The 20,129-nt window shown below is 37.1% G+C and carries 17 protein-coding genes; 12 read left to right on the forward strand and 5 right to left on the reverse strand.

Annotated elements, in window-relative coordinates:
- Positions 1-87: 87 nt before the first annotated feature.
- Complete coding sequence (ruvX, locus tag AC6ER8_RS04465) at positions 88-567, forward strand: Holliday junction resolvase RuvX (RefSeq protein WP_497077580.1); 480 nt, start codon at positions 88-90, stop codon at positions 565-567.
- On the opposite strand, the gene AC6ER8_RS04470 is transcribed toward ruvX, so the two are convergent.
- Positions 552-2,171 carry an acyl-CoA dehydrogenase family protein gene (locus AC6ER8_RS04470; protein ID WP_497077581.1) on the reverse strand — a complete coding sequence of 540 codons (1,620 nt, stop codon included), beginning with the start codon at positions 2,169-2,171 and terminating at the stop codon, positions 552-554. The two genes, ruvX and AC6ER8_RS04470, sit on opposite strands and share 16 nt — an antisense overlap.
- 126 nt (positions 2,172-2,297) lie before the next feature.
- On the opposite strand from AC6ER8_RS04470, the gene AC6ER8_RS04475 reads away from it, so the two are divergent.
- From AC6ER8_RS04475 to dprA, 4 genes are read left to right on the forward strand one after another with little or no spacing between them, the layout of a single operon-like run.
- Positions 2,298-3,269 (forward strand): aspartate carbamoyltransferase catalytic subunit, encoded by a 972-nt coding sequence (locus AC6ER8_RS04475; RefSeq protein ID WP_497077582.1) that lies wholly within the window; start codon positions 2,298-2,300, stop codon positions 3,267-3,269.
- Positions 3,266-4,567 (forward strand): dihydroorotase, encoded by a 1,302-nt coding sequence (locus AC6ER8_RS04480; RefSeq protein WP_497077583.1) that lies wholly within the window; start codon positions 3,266-3,268, stop codon positions 4,565-4,567. The genes AC6ER8_RS04475 and AC6ER8_RS04480 overlap by 4 nt, the downstream gene beginning before the upstream one ends.
- Before the next feature lie 12 nt (positions 4,568-4,579).
- Positions 4,580-5,212: a glycerol-3-phosphate 1-O-acyltransferase PlsY gene (plsY, locus tag AC6ER8_RS04485; protein ID WP_497077584.1), complete on the forward strand. Its 633-nt coding sequence runs from the start codon at positions 4,580-4,582 to the stop codon at positions 5,210-5,212.
- Positions 5,169-6,404: a DNA-processing protein DprA gene (gene dprA, locus AC6ER8_RS04490; RefSeq protein ID WP_497077585.1), complete on the forward strand. Its 1,236-nt coding sequence runs from the start codon at positions 5,169-5,171 to the stop codon at positions 6,402-6,404. The genes plsY and dprA overlap by 44 nt, the downstream gene beginning before the upstream one ends.
- On the opposite strand, the gene AC6ER8_RS04495 is transcribed toward dprA, so the two are convergent.
- Positions 6,334-6,540 (reverse strand): hypothetical protein, encoded by a 207-nt coding sequence (locus AC6ER8_RS04495; RefSeq protein ID WP_244979417.1) that lies wholly within the window; start codon positions 6,538-6,540, stop codon positions 6,334-6,336. The genes dprA and AC6ER8_RS04495 overlap by 71 nt on opposite strands.
- A 266-nt stretch (positions 6,541-6,806) precedes the next feature.
- Here AC6ER8_RS04495 and topA point away from each other — a divergent pair, with 266 nt between their 5' ends.
- The 7 genes from topA (at position 6,807) to AC6ER8_RS04530 (ending at position 15,521) form a co-directional block, all read left to right on the forward strand.
- Positions 6,807-9,380 (forward strand): type I DNA topoisomerase, encoded by a 2,574-nt coding sequence (topA, locus tag AC6ER8_RS04500; protein WP_497077586.1) that lies wholly within the window; start codon positions 6,807-6,809, stop codon positions 9,378-9,380.
- 3 nt (positions 9,381-9,383) lie between these two features.
- Positions 9,384-11,654, forward strand: a complete 2,271-nt coding sequence (gene rnr, locus AC6ER8_RS04505; protein ID WP_497077587.1) for a ribonuclease R — start codon at positions 9,384-9,386, stop codon at positions 11,652-11,654.
- Positions 11,655-12,006: 352 nt separating this feature from the next.
- Positions 12,007-13,176, forward strand: coding sequence for an MFS transporter (locus AC6ER8_RS04510; protein ID WP_497077588.1), 1,170 nt, complete (start codon positions 12,007-12,009; stop codon positions 13,174-13,176).
- Between the two features lie 103 nt (positions 13,177-13,279).
- Positions 13,280-13,447, forward strand: coding sequence for a 50S ribosomal protein L33 (gene rpmG / locus AC6ER8_RS04515; protein ID WP_004864083.1), 168 nt, complete (start codon positions 13,280-13,282; stop codon positions 13,445-13,447).
- A gap of 345 nt (positions 13,448-13,792) precedes the next feature.
- Positions 13,793-14,353 (forward strand): thermonuclease family protein, encoded by a 561-nt coding sequence (locus tag AC6ER8_RS04520; RefSeq protein ID WP_497077589.1) that lies wholly within the window; start codon positions 13,793-13,795, stop codon positions 14,351-14,353.
- A gap of 25 nt (positions 14,354-14,378) precedes the next feature.
- On the forward strand, positions 14,379-15,008 hold the full coding sequence (locus tag AC6ER8_RS04525; protein ID WP_497077590.1) for a uracil-DNA glycosylase family protein: 630 nt from the start codon (positions 14,379-14,381) through the stop codon (positions 15,006-15,008).
- A gap of 21 nt (positions 15,009-15,029) precedes the next feature.
- A complete protein-coding gene (locus tag AC6ER8_RS04530) occupies positions 15,030-15,521 on the forward strand; it encodes an Lrp/AsnC family transcriptional regulator (RefSeq protein ID WP_142416796.1) in 492 nt (163 codons plus the stop codon).
- A gap of 30 nt (positions 15,522-15,551) precedes the next feature.
- On the opposite strand, the gene cobT is transcribed toward AC6ER8_RS04530, so the two are convergent.
- The 3 genes from cobT to glpD form a co-directional block, all read right to left on the reverse strand.
- The gene (gene cobT / locus AC6ER8_RS04535) at positions 15,552-16,559 is read right to left on the reverse strand and encodes a nicotinate-nucleotide--dimethylbenzimidazole phosphoribosyltransferase (RefSeq protein ID WP_497077591.1); all 1,008 of its coding nucleotides are present in this window, start codon (positions 16,557-16,559) and stop codon (positions 15,552-15,554) included.
- Positions 16,560-16,949: 390 nt separating this feature from the next.
- Positions 16,950-17,948, reverse strand: a complete 999-nt coding sequence (gene dusA / locus AC6ER8_RS04540) for a tRNA dihydrouridine(20/20a) synthase DusA (RefSeq protein WP_497077592.1) — start codon at positions 17,946-17,948, stop codon at positions 16,950-16,952.
- Positions 17,949-18,409: 461 nt separating this feature from the next.
- Positions 18,410-19,930 (reverse strand): glycerol-3-phosphate dehydrogenase, encoded by a 1,521-nt coding sequence (gene glpD / locus AC6ER8_RS04545; protein WP_497079606.1) that lies wholly within the window; start codon positions 19,928-19,930, stop codon positions 18,410-18,412.
- Positions 19,931-20,129 lie beyond the last annotated feature (199 nt).

A 20,129-nucleotide genomic window follows, 5' to 3' on the forward strand; every position in this document is an offset into this window, starting at 1 on the left:
GCGCTTGCAAGCGCAAGAATATTAGATAACATGAATAAAGAATATGATTATAGATCTGAAATATTAAAGAACGTATTATAATTTTTTATGGCTATTATTAATATAAATGAAGTTATGACACATCTTTTGCCTGGACAAACAATAGCAGGCTTAGATTTAGGGACAAAAACCATCGGAATTGCGGTTTCTGATATGGGGTTGACTGTTTCAAATCCACGTCCTGTACTCCAGCGAAAAAAATTTACAGAGGATGCCCACACGCTTATTAAAATTTTTGATCATGAAAATGTAGGCGTTATCATCATTGGTTTACCTCTTAACATGAATGGAAGCAGTGGCTCTCGTGTTCAAGCAACCAAAGCTTTTGTGAGCAATATGAAAGAGCATACAAAAATTCCATTTGTTTTTTGGGACGAACGTTTATCAACAATTGCTGCAGAACGTTCTCTTTTAGAAATGAATGTATCACGCACTAAAAGAGCAAATAGGATTGATTCGGCAGCTGCTGCTTTTATATTGCAAGGTGCTCTCAATAGAATTCAAAACTTTCATCATATGGAAGGATAGAGGACGTTGAGCAAATGGCCTGCATTATAGCGCGCAATGAGCATTCCGTAGGAAGATCTCCATTGTCCCCCAAGGCGGCTTTCCATGTAGGCATTGGCAACATGTTCTATATCCGTAGAACGTAGTGATGCGGCGGCTGCAGCATAGGCTACTTGTTCAACAAAAAACCTTCCTGCTCCTTCATTTTCGGCGGCCATATCACCGGCAGACTTAATAATTTCGATGGCTCGTGGTCCTGCAGGACCAATATCAAGAGCAATTTTTTCTAACAATTTTTGAAACAATCCTGGTGCTTTTTTAGCAATCAGAATAGCATCTTTTACCAATTGATTAGCAGAACTATTTCTCACAATTCGCGCAGGACCGTTATGCAGCATTTGTGATAATGGATTATTCTCTATAAAGCTTTCAATACCAAGTTGTGCAATAATTTCACCAACAATAGGTAAAACCAATTGACTAACGTGATAAGCAATAATAGGGGTCATAATGCGTGCAAAAGCGGCTTCAGAACGGTCATTTGCTGCATTATCAAATGCGCGTGCTAGACGTAAAACCAATGCTTGCGAAGCAGCAATATCTAATGCAATATCTGCAAAAATACGTTCTGTTAGCGGTGGTAAAGGCCGATTGGGCATTTTTTTTCGGAAAAAATCTATGCCAAATTGAAGGGCTGCTCGCAAAACACCGGCCGATATGATGGATTGATCGAAACGCATCATCGTTTCAATATCTTTAATAACTTTAATCCCTTCCCCAGCATTTCCCAAAAGCCAGCCATAACTGCCTTGAAAATCAACAACTCCCTCCGGGGTTGAAAGTTCTCCAGAACGCTGAATTAAATGGCGAATCGATATAAATCCATTTAATGCACCATTTTCCTGTATACGTGGAACAAAAAAGCAACTTAAATGACCATTTAACTCTGCACTAACAATATATCCATCAGCTGTAGGATTAATAACATTGGTTTTAACAACATTTAAACGATACAGATCACGTTCCATATTTTCATCGAAAGAAATTTTCTTAATATTTGGAAAATTGAAAGCGTTTTGTTCAATGTCATCAAAGGCACATGTTAGGGAAGCAGATTTTTTATGATGAATAGGCTTTGATGAGGAATCATGTTGGCGAGACAAAAGAACATTTTGCCATTTTTTGAAGAGCTCACTATCACTAATTAAGACAGCAATCGCTGCACTGGTTATAATCACCTCATTTAAATGTCCTGTTTCTAAACCAGCAGATAAAGCCAAACGAATCGCACGCGCTTGATAGCGTACCCCATTTTCTGAAGAAGTATTTTCCCAAAGCGAGGTAACCAACCCTGTTTGTCTAGAATATTGTTGAAGATCTTGATAGGAAGAATGTATTTCTAATTTTTCTGCCTGCTGTCCCCATTCATCATTATAATATAATAAAGGCTTATGATGATTGGCTAAGCAAGAGAGCCTCCATGCTTCTTGACTCGCAGCAAAATCCCCTATTTCCTCAAAGCTTGCTAATAAAAACTTAGGCAAATTAGAGGCCATACGAAACATAAGAGTATCGTTAAGAAATGTATTTTTTCGACGAGTATTTTGCGCAGATACAGCAGTCATAGGTCTATTCCTATATTCAAATCATTCATATCATAGACTATTTGTCTTTTTAGAGTTAAGAAACATTTATCATATTCAAACAAATGCCTGTTTAACCTGTTTTAAAGAGAGATAAAAAAGAATGCTATGATTCAAGATAATTTTTTTCCACTTTTCCCTCATGAACATCTTTTAGCTGTTAAAGATCTGAGTGTACAAGACCTTAATACATTGCTTAGTCGTGCCGAAGAAAACGTTACTCTTTCTAATTCTAATAAAATTGATAAAAAAAAATCTGTTTTGCGTGGACGGACTCAAATTAATCTCTTTTTTGAAGCTTCTACGCGCACACAATCTTCTTTTGAATTAGCCGGAAAAAGATTGGGTGCAGACGTGATGAATATCGCTATTGGTAACTCATCTGTAAAAAAAGGAGAAACACTCCTTGATACAGCCGCAACGCTTAATGCGATGAGGCCAGATATACTGGTTTTTCGCCACAGCAGTGCGGGAGCAGCAGCTTTATTAGCGCAAAAAGTTGATTGTTGTGTCATTAATGCAGGTGATGGTGCTCATGAACATCCAACTCAAGCTTTATTAGATGCTCTCACCATTAAAAGGGCCAAAGGTCGTATTGAAGGATTAACGGTTGCCATTTGCGGAGATATTCTGCACTCACGTGTTGCACGTTCTAATATCATTAGTCTTAATGCGTTGGGGGCTCGTGTTCGCGCTGTTGCCCCTTCCACACTCTTACCACCCGAAATTAATCACATGAGTGTTGAGGTTTTTAACACCATGAAAGAAGGCCTTAAAGATGTTGATGTTATCATGATGTTACGTTTACAGCATGAACGGATGACAGGTTCTTTTATTCCCTCCACGCGTGAATATTTTCATTATTTTGGCTTACATAAAGAAAATTTAGCCCATGCCAAAAACGATTGCATTATTTTGCATCCTGGTCCCATAAACCGTGGTGTGGAGATTGCATCTAACATAGCTGATGGACCACAAAGTATGATTCATAGACAAGTAGAAATGGGAATTGCAGTGCGTATGGCGGTCATGGAGGCGTTATTAGATTCACGCTTGAAGACCAATGGAGAAAAAAAATGATAAAACCAATTGTTTTTCAACAGGCTCGTATTATTGATCCTTCACGTGCACTCGATGAAATTGGTACTGTTATTGTTGAAAATGGACAAATTATAGCTGCTGGAAAAGAAGCTTTAAATCAGGGAGCTCCTATAGAAGCAGAAATTATTAATGCACAAAACAAAGCAATTCTCCCTGGACTTGTTGATGCACGTGTTTTTGTTGGAGAACCAGGAAATGAAAACCGTGAAACAATTGCATCTGCAAGTCAAGCAGCCGCAGCAGGTGGTATTACTTCCTTCCTCATGATGCCAGACACGCAACCAATTATTGATAATGTTGCCCTTGTTCAATTTATTAAGCGCACAGCAGAGGAAATGTCCTTAGTCAATATTTATCCCGTTGCGGCAATCACCCAAGGTTTCAACGGAAAAGAGATAACCGAATTTGGTTTGCTCAAGGATGCAGGAGCCGTTGCTTTTAGTGAAGGAAAAAAAACACTTCAAAATTCATCTGTTATGCGGCGTGCAATGACTTATGCACGCGATTTTGATGTACCATTAATCCACGAAACGCAAGATAAAGATCTTACAGAACAAGGCGTCATGAATGAAGGGTTGCTCGCCAGTTGGCTTGGGCTTTCTGGTATTCCCCGCGAAGCAGAAGTTATCGCCCTTGAAAGGGATCTGCGCTTAGCAACATTAACGCAAACACGTTATCATGCTGCCCAGATATCGACAGCACTCTCTGTTGATGCCCTTCGTTTAAGCAAACAGTGTAGTGAGAAAATTTCAGCCGGTGTATCGATTAACCATTTATCTCTCAACGAAAATGATATTGGCCAATATCAAACTTCTTTCCGCCTCATGCCCCCATTGCGTGCAGAAGAAGACCGTATAGCAATGATTGAAGCCATAAAAGATGGAACTATAGATATCATTGTCTCTTCCCATGATCCTCAGGGTATCGACGCAAAACAGTTACCATTTAATGATGCAGAAGCTGGTGCTATTGGTATGGAGACCTTATTGAGTGCGGCCTTACGTCTTTATCATGATGAGAGCCTATCTCTTCTACGGATAACTGAACTTTTGTCAACGATGCCTGCAAAGCTCTTTGGACTGAATGCAGGAACATTGAAGAAGGGAGCTTATGCAGATCTTATTATGGTTGATCTTGAAGAACCATGGGTTGTTTCAACAGAGAAATTTTATTCACGTTCGAAAAATACCCCTTTTGAGAACGCACGTTTTCAAGGACGTGTGCTCCAAACCCTTGTGAAAGGGAAATCCGTTTTTAAACTTGATCAACAAACTTAATGAGATTTTTACATGAATGAAGCAGAAATATTTTTTCAATCCACTCCATGGCTTATTTTCCTCATATCTTATCTCATTGGCTCAATTCCATTTGGTCTTCTGTTTACGAAATTGGCCAAACTTGGCGATATAAGAACAATCGGTTCCGGCAATATTGGAGCAACAAATGTTTTACGAACAGGAAATAAAAAAGTTGCTGCTCTAACCCTTCTTTGTGATATGCTGAAGGGAGCTATCGTTGTTTTCATTATAAAATTCTTTAGTGATCCGCTAGACAATAGTATTCTTGTTTCTCTAGCCGGTTTTTTTGCATTTTTAGGACATCTTTTTCCCGTATGGCTTAAATTTAAAGGGGGCAAGGGGGTTGCGACCTATCTAGGCGTTTGCTTAGGAGTCTATTGGCCTGCAGCTATTATTTTTATGATTGTATGGAGTGCTATTTTCCTCCTCATGCGTTATTCTTCACTATCTGCGCTTGTTGCTGTTACGGTCACGCCGATATTTGTTTTTTATTTTTCCGATTCTTATTTCTGTTGTATGCTCATTGTGATGAGCTTATTTGTATTTATAAAACATTCTGCAAATATCAGTAGATTATTAATTGGGAAAGAAAGTAAGATTGGTACGCAAAACGGAGATAAATGAAGGAATTCTGCTTACTGATCATCAACGTTTAAGCTGGTTACGGTTATTACGCAGTGAAAATATTGGTGCAGTTAGTTTTCGCAATCTCATTGATCATTATAAAACAGCAGAAAACGCTTTAGCAGCGTTGCCAGAGCTTAGTAGAAAAGGGGGTGGTTCTGCGTCTATTAAAATAGCAAGCTTAGAAGATGCAGAAAAAGAAATACAAAAAGCTGAAAAATTAGGTGTTCGATTTATCTGTATGGGGGAACCAGATTATCCAGCGTTTCTTAAGGTTACGCAATCCCCTCCACCACTGATTGCGATCAAAGGTAATGTTTCAATTTTTCAAAAAACTTCTGTTGGAATTATAGGCTCTCGAAATGCTTCAGCGGCTGGAAAAAAGCTTACGGCTCAATTTGCGCATTTTCTTGGAGAAGCAGGCTTTGTCATAATTTCTGGACTCGCTCGTGGAATTGATAGCATTGCGCATCAAGCAAGTTTAAAAACAGGCACTATTGCCGTCATGGCTGGGGGAATTGATCATATCTATCCTCCTGAAAATAAAAATTTATATGAAGATATCATCGCCAATGGTGGAGCCATCATCAGCGAAATGCCTATTTCCTGGAAGCCGCGCGCTATCGATTTTCCCAGAAGAAACCGTATTATTGCTGCTTTATCACTTGGCCTCTTGGTTGTAGAAGCCGCATTGCGCTCAGGGTCCTTAATTACGGCGCGTCAAGCAGCCGAAATGGGACGGTTGATTTTCGCCATTCCCGGTTCTCCACTTGATCCAAGATCTGTTGGTACAAATAACCTTATCAAGGACGGTGCTCTACTCACTACACATCCTTCTGACATCATCGAAACCCTTACGCCATTAATTTCATCGCCTCCCAATTCTCAACTCAACTTTTTTGAAGAATCATCCTCTTTACAACAACTTGAAAAAGAGAATTTTAATTCAGAAGACGAAAAAAACTCTCATCCCTCTCTAACAGATGATGATGCAGCACGCGCAGCAGTTCTCTGTGCTCTTTCAACAACGCCAATAGACATAGACACACTCAGTACTCACTCCGGTGTTTCGCTCCCAACTCTCTACCTCTTTTTGGTAGAACTCGAGCTTGCTGGAAAGCTTATTCGACACTCTGGTGGTTGTGTGTCATTGTCGAATCTTGATCTTCCCCAAGAGTCTCAGCACTATTAATAATGCTTTGCCCTTCTTTGGCAACCATATCCAAAAGCAATGCTAAAAGCGGACTATGCGCCTGACGCGCCATCTGATTCATTTGCTTTGACATATCTGTAATATATTGGATAACTTTCAAATGATTTATAAACATAATCCTCTATCCTTGAGCATTTCCCCTCCTACTTCTCAATAGACGTTATCTTAGTATTTCGCCGTACGTTTTTGTAATAACAGTGGAAAATAAATCGTGTAATTTTATATAGGGTGCGTTTTAATAATAACAATCACAAGTTGTACAATATTCATGTTTTTTATATGGCTAATATTTTTTTTATGTGTTCTTAAGCAATTGCCATTAGCTATTCACATGAAAGGCGTTTATAAAAAAGTTTTTTATTTCAATATTCGGGTAAAATTATGAATATCGTTATCGTTGAATCTCCAGCAAAAGCAAAAACAATTAATAAATATCTTGGGTCTCAATACAAAGTTGTTGCATCATTTGGACATGTTCGTGATTTACCTGCAAAAGATGGCTCTGTTTTACCAGATCAAGATTTTTCGATGAAATGGGATATAGATTCTGCGGCTGCTAAACGTTTAAATGAAATAGCAAAAGCTGTTAAAGAAGCCGATAGCCTCATTCTAGCAACAGACCCTGACCGTGAAGGAGAGGCCATTTCATGGCATATTCTGGATGTTCTTCGCCAAAAAAAAGTTTTAAAAGATAAACCTATTAAAAGGGTTGTCTTCAATGCTATCACCAAAAAGTCTGTGCTTGATGCTATGGATAATCCACGTGATATTGATACATCACTTGTCGATGCTTATCTTGCACGTCGTGCTCTCGATTATCTCGTTGGTTTTACACTTTCACCGGTTTTATGGCGTAAACTTCCTGGTGCCCGCTCGGCTGGGCGTGTTCAGTCGGTTGCTTTGCGTATTATTTGTGACCGTGAATCAGAAATAGAACATTTTATCAAAGAAGATTATTGGTCTATTACAACACAGTTAAAAACCATCCGAAATGATCTTTTCCAAGCAAGATTGACAACGTTTAATCAAAGGAAGATTGGCAAACTTGATATTCAATCTCAAGAACAAGCCGACCAAATTCGTCTTATGTTGGAGAAGGCCCAATATCAGACACTTAGTGTTGAAGCAAAACCCACAAAAAGAAATCCTTTTCCTCCCTTTACAACCTCTACACTACAACAAGCGGCTTCTTCGAAATTAGGCTTTTCAGCTTCTCGTACAATGCAAATTGCCCAAAAACTTTATGAAGGCATTGAAATTAATGGTGAAACAGCAGGGCTTATTACTTATATGCGTACCGATGGTGTGCAAATAGCGCCAGAAGCCATTGATGCTGCAAGAAAAGTAATTCATGAATCTTTCGGAAAAGACTATATTCCTGAAAAGCCACGTTTTTATTCAACAAAGGCAAAAAATGCCCAGGAAGCCCATGAAGCAATCCGCCCAACAGATTTTCAACGGTCTCCAACCCAGGTCCGTAATTTTCTCGATAGCGATCAGGCAAAACTCTATGAACTGATATGGAAGCGCGCGATTGCTAGCCAAATGCGTTCTGCTGAAGTTGAACGTACAACCGTTGAAATTGAAGCACAACATGGACAAGAGCGTGCGAATCTTCGTGCAACAGGATCTGTTATTCGTTTTGACGGATTTCTTTCCATCTATACGGATCAACGAGACGAAGAAAATAATGAAGAAAATGAATCAACACGTTTACCACAAATAAATACGGGTGAAGCACTTACAAAAGAAAAAGTTGAATCTTTACAACATACCACAGAGCCCCCTGCTCGTTATTCTGAAGCCTCGTTAATTAAAAAGCTTGAAGAGTTAGGAATTGGTCGTCCTTCAACTTATGCCTCCACATTGGCGACATTGTGTGATCGTGGATATATTGTTATTGATAAGCGGAAGCTCATTCCTGATGCTAAGGGGCGTATTGTTACAGCCTTTCTTGAAAATTTCTTTAATCGCTATGTAGAATATGGTTTTACAGCAGATCTTGAAGAAAAGTTGGATCTTATCTCTGATGGAAAACTTTCTTGGAAAGATGTATTACGCGATTTTTGGGATGGATTTAATGCATCTATTAGCAATATTCAAGAACTGCGTATCGCTAATGTTCTTGATGCTTTAAATGTAACATTAGCCCCTCTCGCCTTTCCTGAACGCGAAGATGGAAGTGATGTACGTTCCTGTCCTCTCTGTAAAAATGGTCAATTATCATTAAAACTTGGTCGTTATGGTGCTTTTGTTGGCTGTTCTAATTATCCTGAATGTAAATACACACGTCAACTGGGTACAGATACAGGAGAAGAGAATGAAGCTGTACGCAATGACGAACCTATTATGCTTGGTATTGACCCTGAAACAGGAAAAGATATCTCTCTTCGCAATGGTCGCTTTGGTCCTTATATTCAACTGGGTGAAGGCAAAGAAGTTAAGCGTGCAGGACTACCAAAAGAATGGCAGGCAGAAAATATAACCTTTGAAAAAGCTTTGGCTTTACTATCTCTTCCCCGTGAAGTTGGTATTCATCCTGAAACTGGTAAAATAATCACGGCGACAATCGGACGCTATGGTCCCTACCTTAGTCATAATGGAAAATCTGCGCGCCTTCTTGATGCAGATGAAGTTTTTGATATTGGTATCAATCGCGCTGTTACAGTATTGGCAGAACAACAAGAAAATAAAACCAAGCAAAACAGAACGACATCTGCGGCATTGGCAACATTAGGGGAGCATCCAGAAGGAGGAACTATCACCGTGCGCAATGGACGTTATGGTCCTTATGTCAATTGGGGTAAAATTAATGCAACATTGCCAAAAGATAAAGATCCTATTAGTGTAACTCTTTCAGAGGCATTAGAACTTATATCGGCTAAAGCATCGCGTAAAAAGACAACGTCAAAAAGAACTTCTTCCAAAACAAAAGCAAAAACAAAAGAGACATAAACTTTGGCTAAAAATGAAAAAAATATAAAATGCCTTTCCTCAGTCAAGGGAGAAAAATTACCCACTAAGGAAGAAATTCTTTCCTTTATCAATGAGAACCCTGACCGATCAAGCAAACGAGAAATCGCCAAAGCTTTTAAGTTAAAAGGCAATTCTCGTATTTGGCTTAAAGATATATTGCGTGCCTTAAAGGATCAAAATCTTATATCTAAACAGCGCAAAAGAGGAATAAACAAGGGAAAATTACCCCCTATTGCTTTAGTAAAAATTAGCGAGCGTGATAAAGATGGCAGTTTTATTGCACAACCTCTTGAATGGGAAGGTACGCCAAAGCCCAATATTGAAATACACTCTTTTCGTCACATAAAAGGAGGGAGCATTGGCGTTGGGGATCATGTTCTTGTAAAAGTTTTTCGAAATAAAAATTCTCAAAATCCCTCTTATACGGGGCGAATTATTCGTAAGATCGAAGTATCTCCAAAGAGCATATTGGGTGTTGTACGAAAGTTAGAAAATAATCAATGGCGTCTTGAGCCTATAGACCGCAAAAACAATGAACTCATGGTTGAAATGTCTTCAAAAATGAAGGTCAAAGCGGGGGATTTTGTTGAAGTTGAAATAACAAAAAATACTGGTTATGGACTAAAAAGTGCGCAAATAAAAAATGTTTTAGGACATATTGAGAGTGAAAAAACACTCTCAATGATTGCTCTTCTTTCAAAAGAAATTCCTTATATTTTTCCTGAAAGTGTTCTTGAGCAGGTCAAACATATCAAAGCGGCCAATATGGATAATCGCGAAGATTGGCGACAATTGCCCTTTATTACGATTGATCCACCAGATGCAAAAGACCATGATGATGCGGTCTATGCAAGCAAGGACAAGGACCCTGCAAATCATGGTGGTTGGATTATTATTGTGGCCATTGCCGATGTTTCTTACTATATCAAAACAGGAAGTGCTTTAGATAAAGAAGCATTAAAACGTGGAAATTCTGTTTATTTTCCTGATACTGTTGTACCAATGCTGCCTGAACGCCTTTCTCATGATTTATGTTCTCTGCGTGAAGGAAAAGAAAGACCTGCTTTAGCCGTTCGTATGATTTTTGATGCAAATGGTCATAAACAAAAACATAGTTTTCATCGTATTATGATGCGTGTCAAAGCCAAACTCTCCTATCAAGAGGTGCAATTGGCAAGAAAAGGACATATCCATAAAAAAATCGCACCCCTGCTTGAGACTATCTTACAACCCTTATGGGAAGCTTATGCGTGCCTTAAAATTGCGCGGGATCGTCGACAACCACTAGAATTAGAAATAGTAGAAAAAAAGATTATTCTTGATCAAAATGGCTGCATCCAAGATGTTGTAAGTGAGGAACATTTAGAAGCTCATCGTTTAATTGAAGAGTTTATGATACAAGCCAATATTGCAGCTTCTGAAACATTAAAAAAACATCACCAACCCCTCATTTATCGTATTCATGATAAACCCTCTCTTGCCAAACAAGAAATATTGCGGAATTTTCTTCAAAGTTTAGGAATATCCCTCTCCAAAAGTGCAGAATTAACATCAGCACGCCTTAATAGAATTTTAGAAAAGGTTGCTCATACCGAACAACAAGAATTGGTTAATCAAGTTATTTTGCGTTCACAATCACAGGCAGAATACAATCCTAAAAATAGTGGCCATTTTGGTTTGAATTTACAAAATTATACACATTTTACATCACCAATCCGTCGCTATGCTGATCTCATTATTCATCGGGCATTGATAAAAGCTCTCAAATTAGGCAATGATCAATTAACAGATACCCAAGAACAAAATCTTGCAGAAATTGCTGCGCAAATTTCTCTATACGAGCGTCGTGCAATGATGGCTGAAAGAGAAACCATTGATCGGCTTGTGGCTCATTATCTAACCAGTAAAATCGGCCGTGTTTTTACAGGGCGCATCTCTGGAGTTATAAAAGCAGGTCTTTTTATCTCACTTGATAAACTCAATACAGATGGTTTTGTCCCTATTTCTACACTTAAAAATGATTATTATCATTTCGATGAAGCGCAACATGTTCTTATAGGACAACATAGCCATAAAGGCTATCAGCTTAGTGATATTGTAGAAGTAAGACTTATAACGGTACAACCTTTTGCTGGTGCTTTAAGCTTTGAGCTCTTAACAGAACCTCGTCCAATTAAATTCTCATCGAGCTCCTACCATAAAAACAAATTAAAAAAACAAAAGCATCGTTTTTATGGAAGAAAAAAATATTAATTAAAAATATTTCTTAAATTTTCATGATTTTATTTTAAATTATAATCCTTAAAAAATAAGCCCCTTGACCTTCTATCCAAGAGCACATTTAATAAAAATACTATAATAATGCTTTAAAATAAGAAACTTCCTATAATTGAGATTATTTATATATACAATATGCTTTTTTTAGCATATAAATCCATGCGTTTTATATCTATAATATTTTTTATCTATAATAAATATATTAAATCTTGCAAAGTTTTTTATATTCAATGAATTGAAAAAATCTAAAAAAGATTATTTAATCTTTCTTTTATTTCAGTTTTCCTCTTCATTGTTCGAGTAAACAAAAGTTTCTTAAACTATTCTTATGAAAAAATTTTTAGCCCCTCAAAATAATTCTTTGCGTGCAATTGTTGCCGCTATTGCAACCATTGGTACTGTTGGAATAGCATTGGGAATGGGAACACAACTTGTCTCTTTTCTTATGGCAGAGAAAGGATTTTCCAACAGTACGATCGGTTATAGCGGAACAGTTGGCGGTATCGCTACAATTATTGCCGCTATTTTTACGTCGCGAATCGCCTTATGCTTAGGAATTTCTAAAACAATATTGCTTATGATGGTTATAGGATCTTTAAGTTTTCTAGGATTCTATTTTTTCGAATCCATATGGGTTTGGTTCATTTTAAGGTTTATATTACACTTTACGATGACAGTGATGTTTATCCTGTCAGAATTTTGGATCAACAGTTATGCTCCCCCTAAAAAACGTGGTTTGGTTCTTTCCATTTATGCTATTGTCTTAGGATTAGGATTTGCCGTAGGTCCAACGCTGCTAATAAAAGTAGGAACACAAGGATTTATTCCTTTCGGCATTGGCTATAGCCTTATTATACTTGCTGCTATTCCAATTTTTGCCGCTTGGAAATTAAGTCCAGAATTTCAAAAAAGCCAATATACGCCATTTTTTCGTTATCTTTTTCATGTTCCAAGCGCAATGATGGCTGTCCTTGTTTATGGTGCTATTCAAATGGGGGCATTGACTCTTATAACACCCTTTAGTTTATCCATTGGTTATGATGAGAATAAAGCAGCACATTTTATGGCAACGCTTGCACTTGGGAATGTCTTGCTCTTAATTCCTATCAGCATGATAAGTGATTATGCCCAAGATCGACGCTACCCGCTAATCAGTTGCGCTATATTAGGTTTTACGGGAACTTTCATGGCACCATGGATTATTCAATATCCATGGATTTTGATGACTGATCTATTCCTTCTTGGGGGTGTATCTGCAAGCCTTTATACTATTGGTCTTGCACATTTAGGGGCACGCCTCAAGGGCCAAGAACTTGCTGCTGCTAATTCTGCTTTTATTTTTTGCTATGGAATTGGCATGCTCATCGGACCTACTTTTATCGGAAAATTTATGGATATCTTTCATCCCTTTGGTTTTTCAATAGCTATGGCTGTTTTTTTTGGTTTATATGTTATTTTGGTATTTATCCAACTTATAAGAAAATTAATCAGCTCTTGACTTTTTTAAGAACATCCGTACTGTTGCCGGAAAATCTGATGATGTCGGAAATAATTTTTGACAGTGGTAATATTTTTTTCAGTATAAATAGGGTTTTTACATTATGGCTAAAGCAGCAACCATTAAGATCAAGCTTTTATCAACTGCAGATACTGGTTTTTTCTATGTAACAAAGAAAAACAGCCGCACAATGACAGATAAAATGAGCAAACGTAAATACGATCCAGTTGTAAAAAAGCACGTTGAATTTAAGGAAACAAAAATTAAATAAATAAGCCGCTCATTGTTGATAGGTTTTATATTCCAGAAAAAATGTGAGGTTATTGCTCTTCAAAGTTACTGTCTGAGGGGTGATTTTTGTTTCCTTAAAGAATTCACTTTAGAATCTATATAACTTTAAATTTGTATGTTCTGTACAAATTTAGTTAAGTTGATTTATTGTTTAAATTGCTTACATATCATACTGCATGAGTATTTGATTGTTATAATATCTAAAAAAATTTTCTCATTAGAACGAGATGTTATTTTGTCATATGAATAAAAGTTTTTTGAAAGGGTTATAAGCAATACTCAATAAAATGGGTTATAATGACGGTTGCAGTTTCTCTATTTTTTCATGAAAAGAATTCTTTCTCATCTTGGCTTAAGAAGTTTTAAAAAAAGTGTCGTTTTTAGTATTTTAATCGCTGCTAGTATAGTTGTCATTATGGCAACTTATTTTAAGCAGACTCAACCAGTTTCTCAAAAAGAAAAATTTTCTTCTCAAAATTCTGTTGAAGGAAAAGCGCTCATTATTGATGGCGATTCCATCATGATTTCTTTTATTAAGATTCGATTGCTTGGAATTGATGCCCCTGAACTTCACCAATTGTGTGGAAAAAAGGAGGCACGCTACCCTTGTGGTCTTGAAGCAAAAAAATATTTAGAACAATTGCTAGAAAATCAAACTGTTACATGTCACTGGCATAAAACAGATAAATACCACCGTATCCTTGCAACATGTAAAACGAAACATGTTAACAATATCAATGCGGCGCTTGTACAGAATGGTTGGGCTGTAAGCTATTATGGATACCCTAAAGAGGAGCAAGAAGCTAAAAGAAAAAAAAGGGGAATATGGGCATCAAGTTTTCAACGACCGAAAGAATGGCGCAAAGCGAATCCTCGCATGGAATAAGAGAGAGATTCTTTATTTTTTACCGATGAAAAAATATAATCAGCTCATTAAACTTGAAAAAGAAATCTATTCCTGTCGGGTGTGTATCCAACAACCACATTATTTTCCTCCTCTTTCTCATGAACCAAATCCTATTGTTTATTTATCTCATACGGCTTCTATTGCCATTGCAGGACAAGCACCAGGCTTGCGTGTTCATGAAACCTCTATCCCTTTTAATGATCGCTCTGGCGAAAGATTACGTGATTGGCTTAATGTAACAAAAGAAGAATTTTATAATAGGTCTCTCTTTGCATTTGTTCCTATGGGATTTTGTTTTCCAGGGTATGACAAAAATAAAGCTGATTTGCCACCAAGACGTGAATGTCGTGAAATATGGCATGAAAAGATATTTCAAGCGATGCCGCAAATAAAGCTTGTTCTTGCTATTGGAAGTTATGCACAAAAGTGGCATATTACAGAGTTAAAACATAAGACTGTTTCAGAAACCGTTAAAGACTGGAGGAATATTCTTTCCATACAGCAACCTAGAGGTTATAATGTTATGCCTTTGCCTCATCCATCATGGAGAAATACTTCTTGGTTACAGAAAAATCCATGGTTTAATGATGAGCTTGTTGTATATCTGCGTTGTTTAGTGCGTAAATTTTTATAAATTAAAATATTGAGAAAAAATATGGATCGTCTTGATCGAAAAATTTTACACCTTCTGCAAGAAAATGCTACACTTTCTGTTGCTGATATTGCTAAAAAAGTAGGACTTTCGACCACTCCTTGCTGGCGTAGAATTCAAAAACTTGAAGAAGATGGCGTTATTCAGCGTCGTGTTGCTGTTCTCTCTCCAGAAAAAGTCAATGCGCATGTCACGGTTTTTGTTTCTATTCGCACAAACACCCATAGTCATGAATGGTTTAAGCGTTTTTCAACAATTGTACAAGAATTTCGTGAAGTCATTGAATTTTATCGAATGAGTGGAGATATTGACTATTTATTGCGTGTTGTTGTTCCCGATATTGAAGCTTATGATCTTTTTTATAAAAAATTAATTTCTAAAATTGACATCCGTGATGTTTCATCCTCTTTCGCAATGGAACAGATTAAATATACAACAGAACTTCCACTTAATTATATTAAATTACACGAAAAGGCGAATGAACAAAACTCTTAAGAGTTTTTTGATATTCTTCTCATCATCCTTTTAGGTACTCAGACTTTCTTGTTCCAAAACCGCCATTTGCGCATGTGTTAAAACGGCAGCTTTAACGATACCAGCAGCCATAGCGGCTCCTGTTCCTTCACCAAGGCCTATCCCTAAATCTAGGAGTGGCTCTTTCCCAATTTTTTTCAAAAGTCGACGATGAGCTGTCTTAGAAGAAACATGTCCAACAAGAGTATGTTCAAGCGCTCTTGGATGCATTTTATAAAGGATAGCAGCAGCAGCTGTTGCCACAAAACCATCTAAAATAACGGGTATTTTTTCCATTCTTGCTGCTAAAATAGCACCAACCATAGCAGCAATTTCACGTCCTCCTAGGCGACGCATTATCTCAAAGGGATCATTAAAATGCTCCTTATGCAAAGCGATCGCTGTCTTAACTGCTGCTATTTTACGCTGATCAAAATCGTCTTCAGCCCCCATATTATTTTCTGTCCACTCTTCAACTTCTCCACCAAATAATGCAAAACATAAAGCTGAAGCTATTGTTGTATTTCCGATCCCCATTTCACCGATACACAAAAGATCTGTTCCGCCAGCAATAGATTCCATGCCAAATGCCATTGTAGCAGCCGCACTTCGTTCATCCATTGCAGCATCCTTTGTAATATTCATTGTTGGATATTCTAGTGCTAAATCAAAAACTTTTAATCCAAGATCATAAGCTATACAAATTTGGTTGATAGCAGCACCACCAGATGAAAAATTTTCGACCATCTTTTGTGTCATAGATTGTGGAAATGGTGTAACATTCTCTTCTACAATACCATGGTTTCCAGAAAAAATAGCGACCAAAGGTCGCGTTACAATAGGTTTTTCCGTACCTCTCCACCCCGCATACCAAACAGCAATATCTCCCAGTTTCCCTAATGTTCCTCGTGCTTTTGTTAAATTTTCTTGCCGTTTTTTAGCCAAAATTATAGAAAACTCATCAGCCACAGGTAAATTTGTAAGCAAAGCACGAAAATCATCAAATGGACGAGCGGTCATGAGAATACCTTTTAAAATCTACAATGTTTATAATGAAAATGATGTCATATAGATAGGGTATGAATAATTTATTGCTTTTTTTAACAGTGTTTTAAAAATGTTAAACCTTATAAAAGCGATGATTTTTATATTCTATTTTCTACCCCAATAACAAACATGTAAGACCTAACACGATCTAAAATATTATCAATATCTTATAACTATCTTTAATATCACATTCTTAATCTATTTCTCTATTTAATAGGCACCATCAGCATGCCGTTTAATATATAAGTTCTAACCTTCTTATTCATAATAAAAGTAAAAGCTTTTAAAAACTTATAAAACAGAAGTAATTAAAGTCATCGCCAATAAATCAAAATGCTAAAAATTCAAACTTTGTAATATATATTAATTTTGGGGCTGTTCTTCAATGAGAGCGGAAAAAGCTTTTTTCAAAATAGATACATCTGCATTTGCTTTTGTCGCATCATTTGATAATATTTGCCGCCATCGACGTCCCCCACCCCGACCATGAAATAAACCAATCATATGACGTGTCACATGAGAAAGCCGTCCTCCCGATGCAATATGTCGAGCCGCATAATCACACATGGTTTCAATAAGATCACTCTCACTCAAATTATTCTGTGACTTACCATAGAGTTCAAAATCAATATGTTTTAACAAAGTTGGATTATGATAAACTTGGCGACCAACCATGGTAGCATCACAGAAAAGCAAGTGCTCTTTTATCTCATCAATTGATTTAATTCCACCATTTATCCCAATGAACTTATGAGGATATTTTCGTTTTAACTTATAAACTCTTTCATAATTAAGGGGTGGAATATTGCGATTTTCTTTCGGGCTTAATCCTTTTAGCCATGCTTTACGTGCATGGACCCAAAGAGCATCACACCCTGCATTCCAAACTTTATCCGCCAAAAAATCTAAAGCGAATTCTTCATCCTGTTCGTCAACCCCAAGCCTACATTTGACCGTTACAGGTATAGTCACTGCTTTTTTCATCGCTTCCACAGCATTTGCCACAATATCAGGTTGTAACATCAAACAAGCTCCAAATATACCCGCTTGAACACGATTTGATGGACAACCAACATTGAGATTTATCTCGTCATAACCAAAATCTTCAGCAATCCGTGCGGCTTCTGCCAACTTTTTCGGATCGGCTCCCCCTAATTGTAATGCAACGGGAGCTTCTTCATGGCTGAAAGCCAACAATTGTTCACGAACACCATGAATAACAGCATCTGCTACGATCATTTCTGTGTAAAGGAGTGCTTTTTTCGTTAAAAGACGATAAAAAAACCTGCAATGCCGGTCTGTCCAGTCCAACATTGGTGCTACTGCAAATTTTATAGGCGATGGAAGGTTGTAAAATATCACGAGGGTATTACTCTCATATCCTCATAGGTTTCTCTTTATACATAGAAAAATAGTTACTTTTTAGTTTATAAGAAGTTTTATTCTCTGATACCATCATGAGCATAATAAAAGCCTCTCTATTCAAATTCTTTATTCAATTGATATAAAGGATTACGATAATCAATCATACTAAACCATACTTTCATGGAGTCATGCTCAGATATATAAATGAGAAAAGAACATCTTCATCTATAATAAAAACTCATTTACAAGTTCTTTTTTATACTCATGAGCCTTCTATCTTTACATGTTTTAGCACAGAGTTTAGGATAATAAACTAAAACATGACATAATTTCCCTGATGAACTTAATTTTCTTTAGCCTTTTTCAATGTGTATAGCTTGTATCAATATCTTTTGATAAAAAAATATTTTACAACACTGCAGATAAAATTTGTAAAGCTAAATGACTATAAAAATTTTTTAATTGCCTTTTTGACTTTGCATATAGGAAGAAAGAGCAGCAACCTCTTGCTCATCAAAGAAGAGGCCAAGTTTTGAACGACGCCATAACACATCTTCACATGTTTTAGCCCATTCCTTTTCCATCAACCATTTTACTTCTACTTCATAAAGCCCGTGTCCAAAATTTTTTCCCCTAACCGCCTTACCATCTGCAAATATCACCAATGCTTCTGTACCATAAGAGCGTGCAAGTCTGCGCTGTGTAAAAGCATCTAAATCTGGCATCAAAAGAGCAATCCTATTTTCGATTGTATCTAATTGGTTATAAGGAAAATTACCTCCTGGAAGTACTGCATTAGCCGTCCATGATGCTCCTTTTTTGCCAAGCGCTTTTTCAACGAATTTCATCGCATCTTCAGCTAATTTACGATACGTTGTAATTTTTCCACCATAAAGATTAAGAATTTTGGGTGTGCTTCCTGTTCCCATTTCTTTTAAAACATAATCACGTGTAATTTCTTGTGCTTTCGAAGCTCCATCATCATAAAGTGGACGAACTCCAGAGTAAGACCAAACAACAGTTTCTGGTAATATTGGTTGTATGAAATATTCACTGGCTGCTGCGCAAATATAATTAATCTCTTTATCCGTAATACGAACGTCAGCTGGATCTCCCTGATAGTTACAATCCGTTGTTCCAAGCAATGTAAACTCTTCTTGATATGGAATAGCAAATATAATACGCCCGTCGCCATTTTGAAAAATATAAGCACGATCATGCGTATAAAGCTTGGGAACCAAAATATGAGAACCTCTAACAAGCCGTACCGAGGAATGTTCTTTACAATCTAATATGTTTGTCAAAACACGATCAATCCACGGTCCCGTCATATTCGCGATATAAGAGGCTGTGACACTGTATTTTTTACCACTTAATTTGTCTTGTAAAACAATACGCCATTTTTTGTTTTCTTTTTTTAAAGAGAGAACTTCTGTTCGTACTTTTATATCAGCTCCCCACATTTCTGCATCACGTGCATTGGCAATGACTAAACGGGCATCATCTACTCTGGCATCAGAATATTCAAACCCTTTCTCATATTCTTTTTTCAGTGTAGAGCAAAAACTTTTTGAAAAATTAATTGTTTTACTGCGCCACAGTTTCTGATTCCATTTACCTAAATAATCATAAATAAAAAGTCCACAATGCAACATCCAAGCAGGACGTAATTCTTTATGATAAGGAAGAAGAAAACGCAAAGGACGCACAATATGTGGCGCCATACGTAAAATGACCTCACGTTCTTTCAGTGCTTCACGAACAAGTTTAAACTCATAGTGTTCAAGATAACGCAGCCCCCCATGAATAAGCTTTGTTGATGCACTTGAAGTTCCCGATGCAAGATCATTCATTTCAGCTAATCCCACTTTAAAACCGCGTCCAGCTGCATCTCTTGCTAATCCACACCCGTTTATTCCTCCCCCAATGATAAACAATTCATAATGTGTTGTGGTTTTCATAATTTTACTTTTCATTATTTAATTTTGTTTCACACTACTCAATAAGGTAACTGGCAAAAATCAACACAAGCGTTCTTCATTGTACGACCAACCTGCTTTTTTCCACAATAAATACGTATGAAAAGCTTTTAGAAAAAATTGATGTTTTCTCTCATTCGTAAATACATACTATAGCTAAATGCTTTATTGCACTTAGATAACGCTTTTCATATAGTTC

The sequence above is a fragment of the Bartonella sp. SL320 genome (genome assembly GCF_059687635.1).

Coding starts and splice junctions, on each gene's coding strand:
- ruvX (WP_497077580.1), top strand. CDS start 88: ATGGCTATTATTAATATAAATGAAGTTATGACACATCTTTTGCCTGGA.
- AC6ER8_RS04470 (WP_497077581.1), bottom strand. CDS start 2,171: ATGACTGCTGTATCTGCGCAAAATACTCGTCGAAAAAATACATTTCTT.
- AC6ER8_RS04475 (WP_497077582.1), top strand. CDS start 2,298: ATGATTCAAGATAATTTTTTTCCACTTTTCCCTCATGAACATCTTTTA.
- AC6ER8_RS04480 (WP_497077583.1), top strand. CDS start 3,266: ATGATAAAACCAATTGTTTTTCAACAGGCTCGTATTATTGATCCTTCA.
- plsY (WP_497077584.1), top strand. CDS start 4,580: ATGAATGAAGCAGAAATATTTTTTCAATCCACTCCATGGCTTATTTTC.
- AC6ER8_RS04495 (WP_244979417.1), bottom strand. CDS start 6,540: ATGTTTATAAATCATTTGAAAGTTATCCAATATATTACAGATATGTCA.
- topA (WP_497077586.1), top strand. CDS start 6,807: ATGAATATCGTTATCGTTGAATCTCCAGCAAAAGCAAAAACAATTAAT.
- AC6ER8_RS04510 (WP_497077588.1), top strand. CDS start 12,007: ATGAAAAAATTTTTAGCCCCTCAAAATAATTCTTTGCGTGCAATTGTT.
- rpmG (WP_004864083.1), top strand. CDS start 13,280: ATGGCTAAAGCAGCAACCATTAAGATCAAGCTTTTATCAACTGCAGAT.
- AC6ER8_RS04520 (WP_497077589.1), top strand. CDS start 13,793: ATGAAAAGAATTCTTTCTCATCTTGGCTTAAGAAGTTTTAAAAAAAGT.
- AC6ER8_RS04525 (WP_497077590.1), top strand. CDS start 14,379: ATGAAAAAATATAATCAGCTCATTAAACTTGAAAAAGAAATCTATTCC.
- AC6ER8_RS04530 (WP_142416796.1), top strand. CDS start 15,030: ATGGATCGTCTTGATCGAAAAATTTTACACCTTCTGCAAGAAAATGCT.
- cobT (WP_497077591.1), bottom strand. CDS start 16,559: ATGACCGCTCGTCCATTTGATGATTTTCGTGCTTTGCTTACAAATTTA.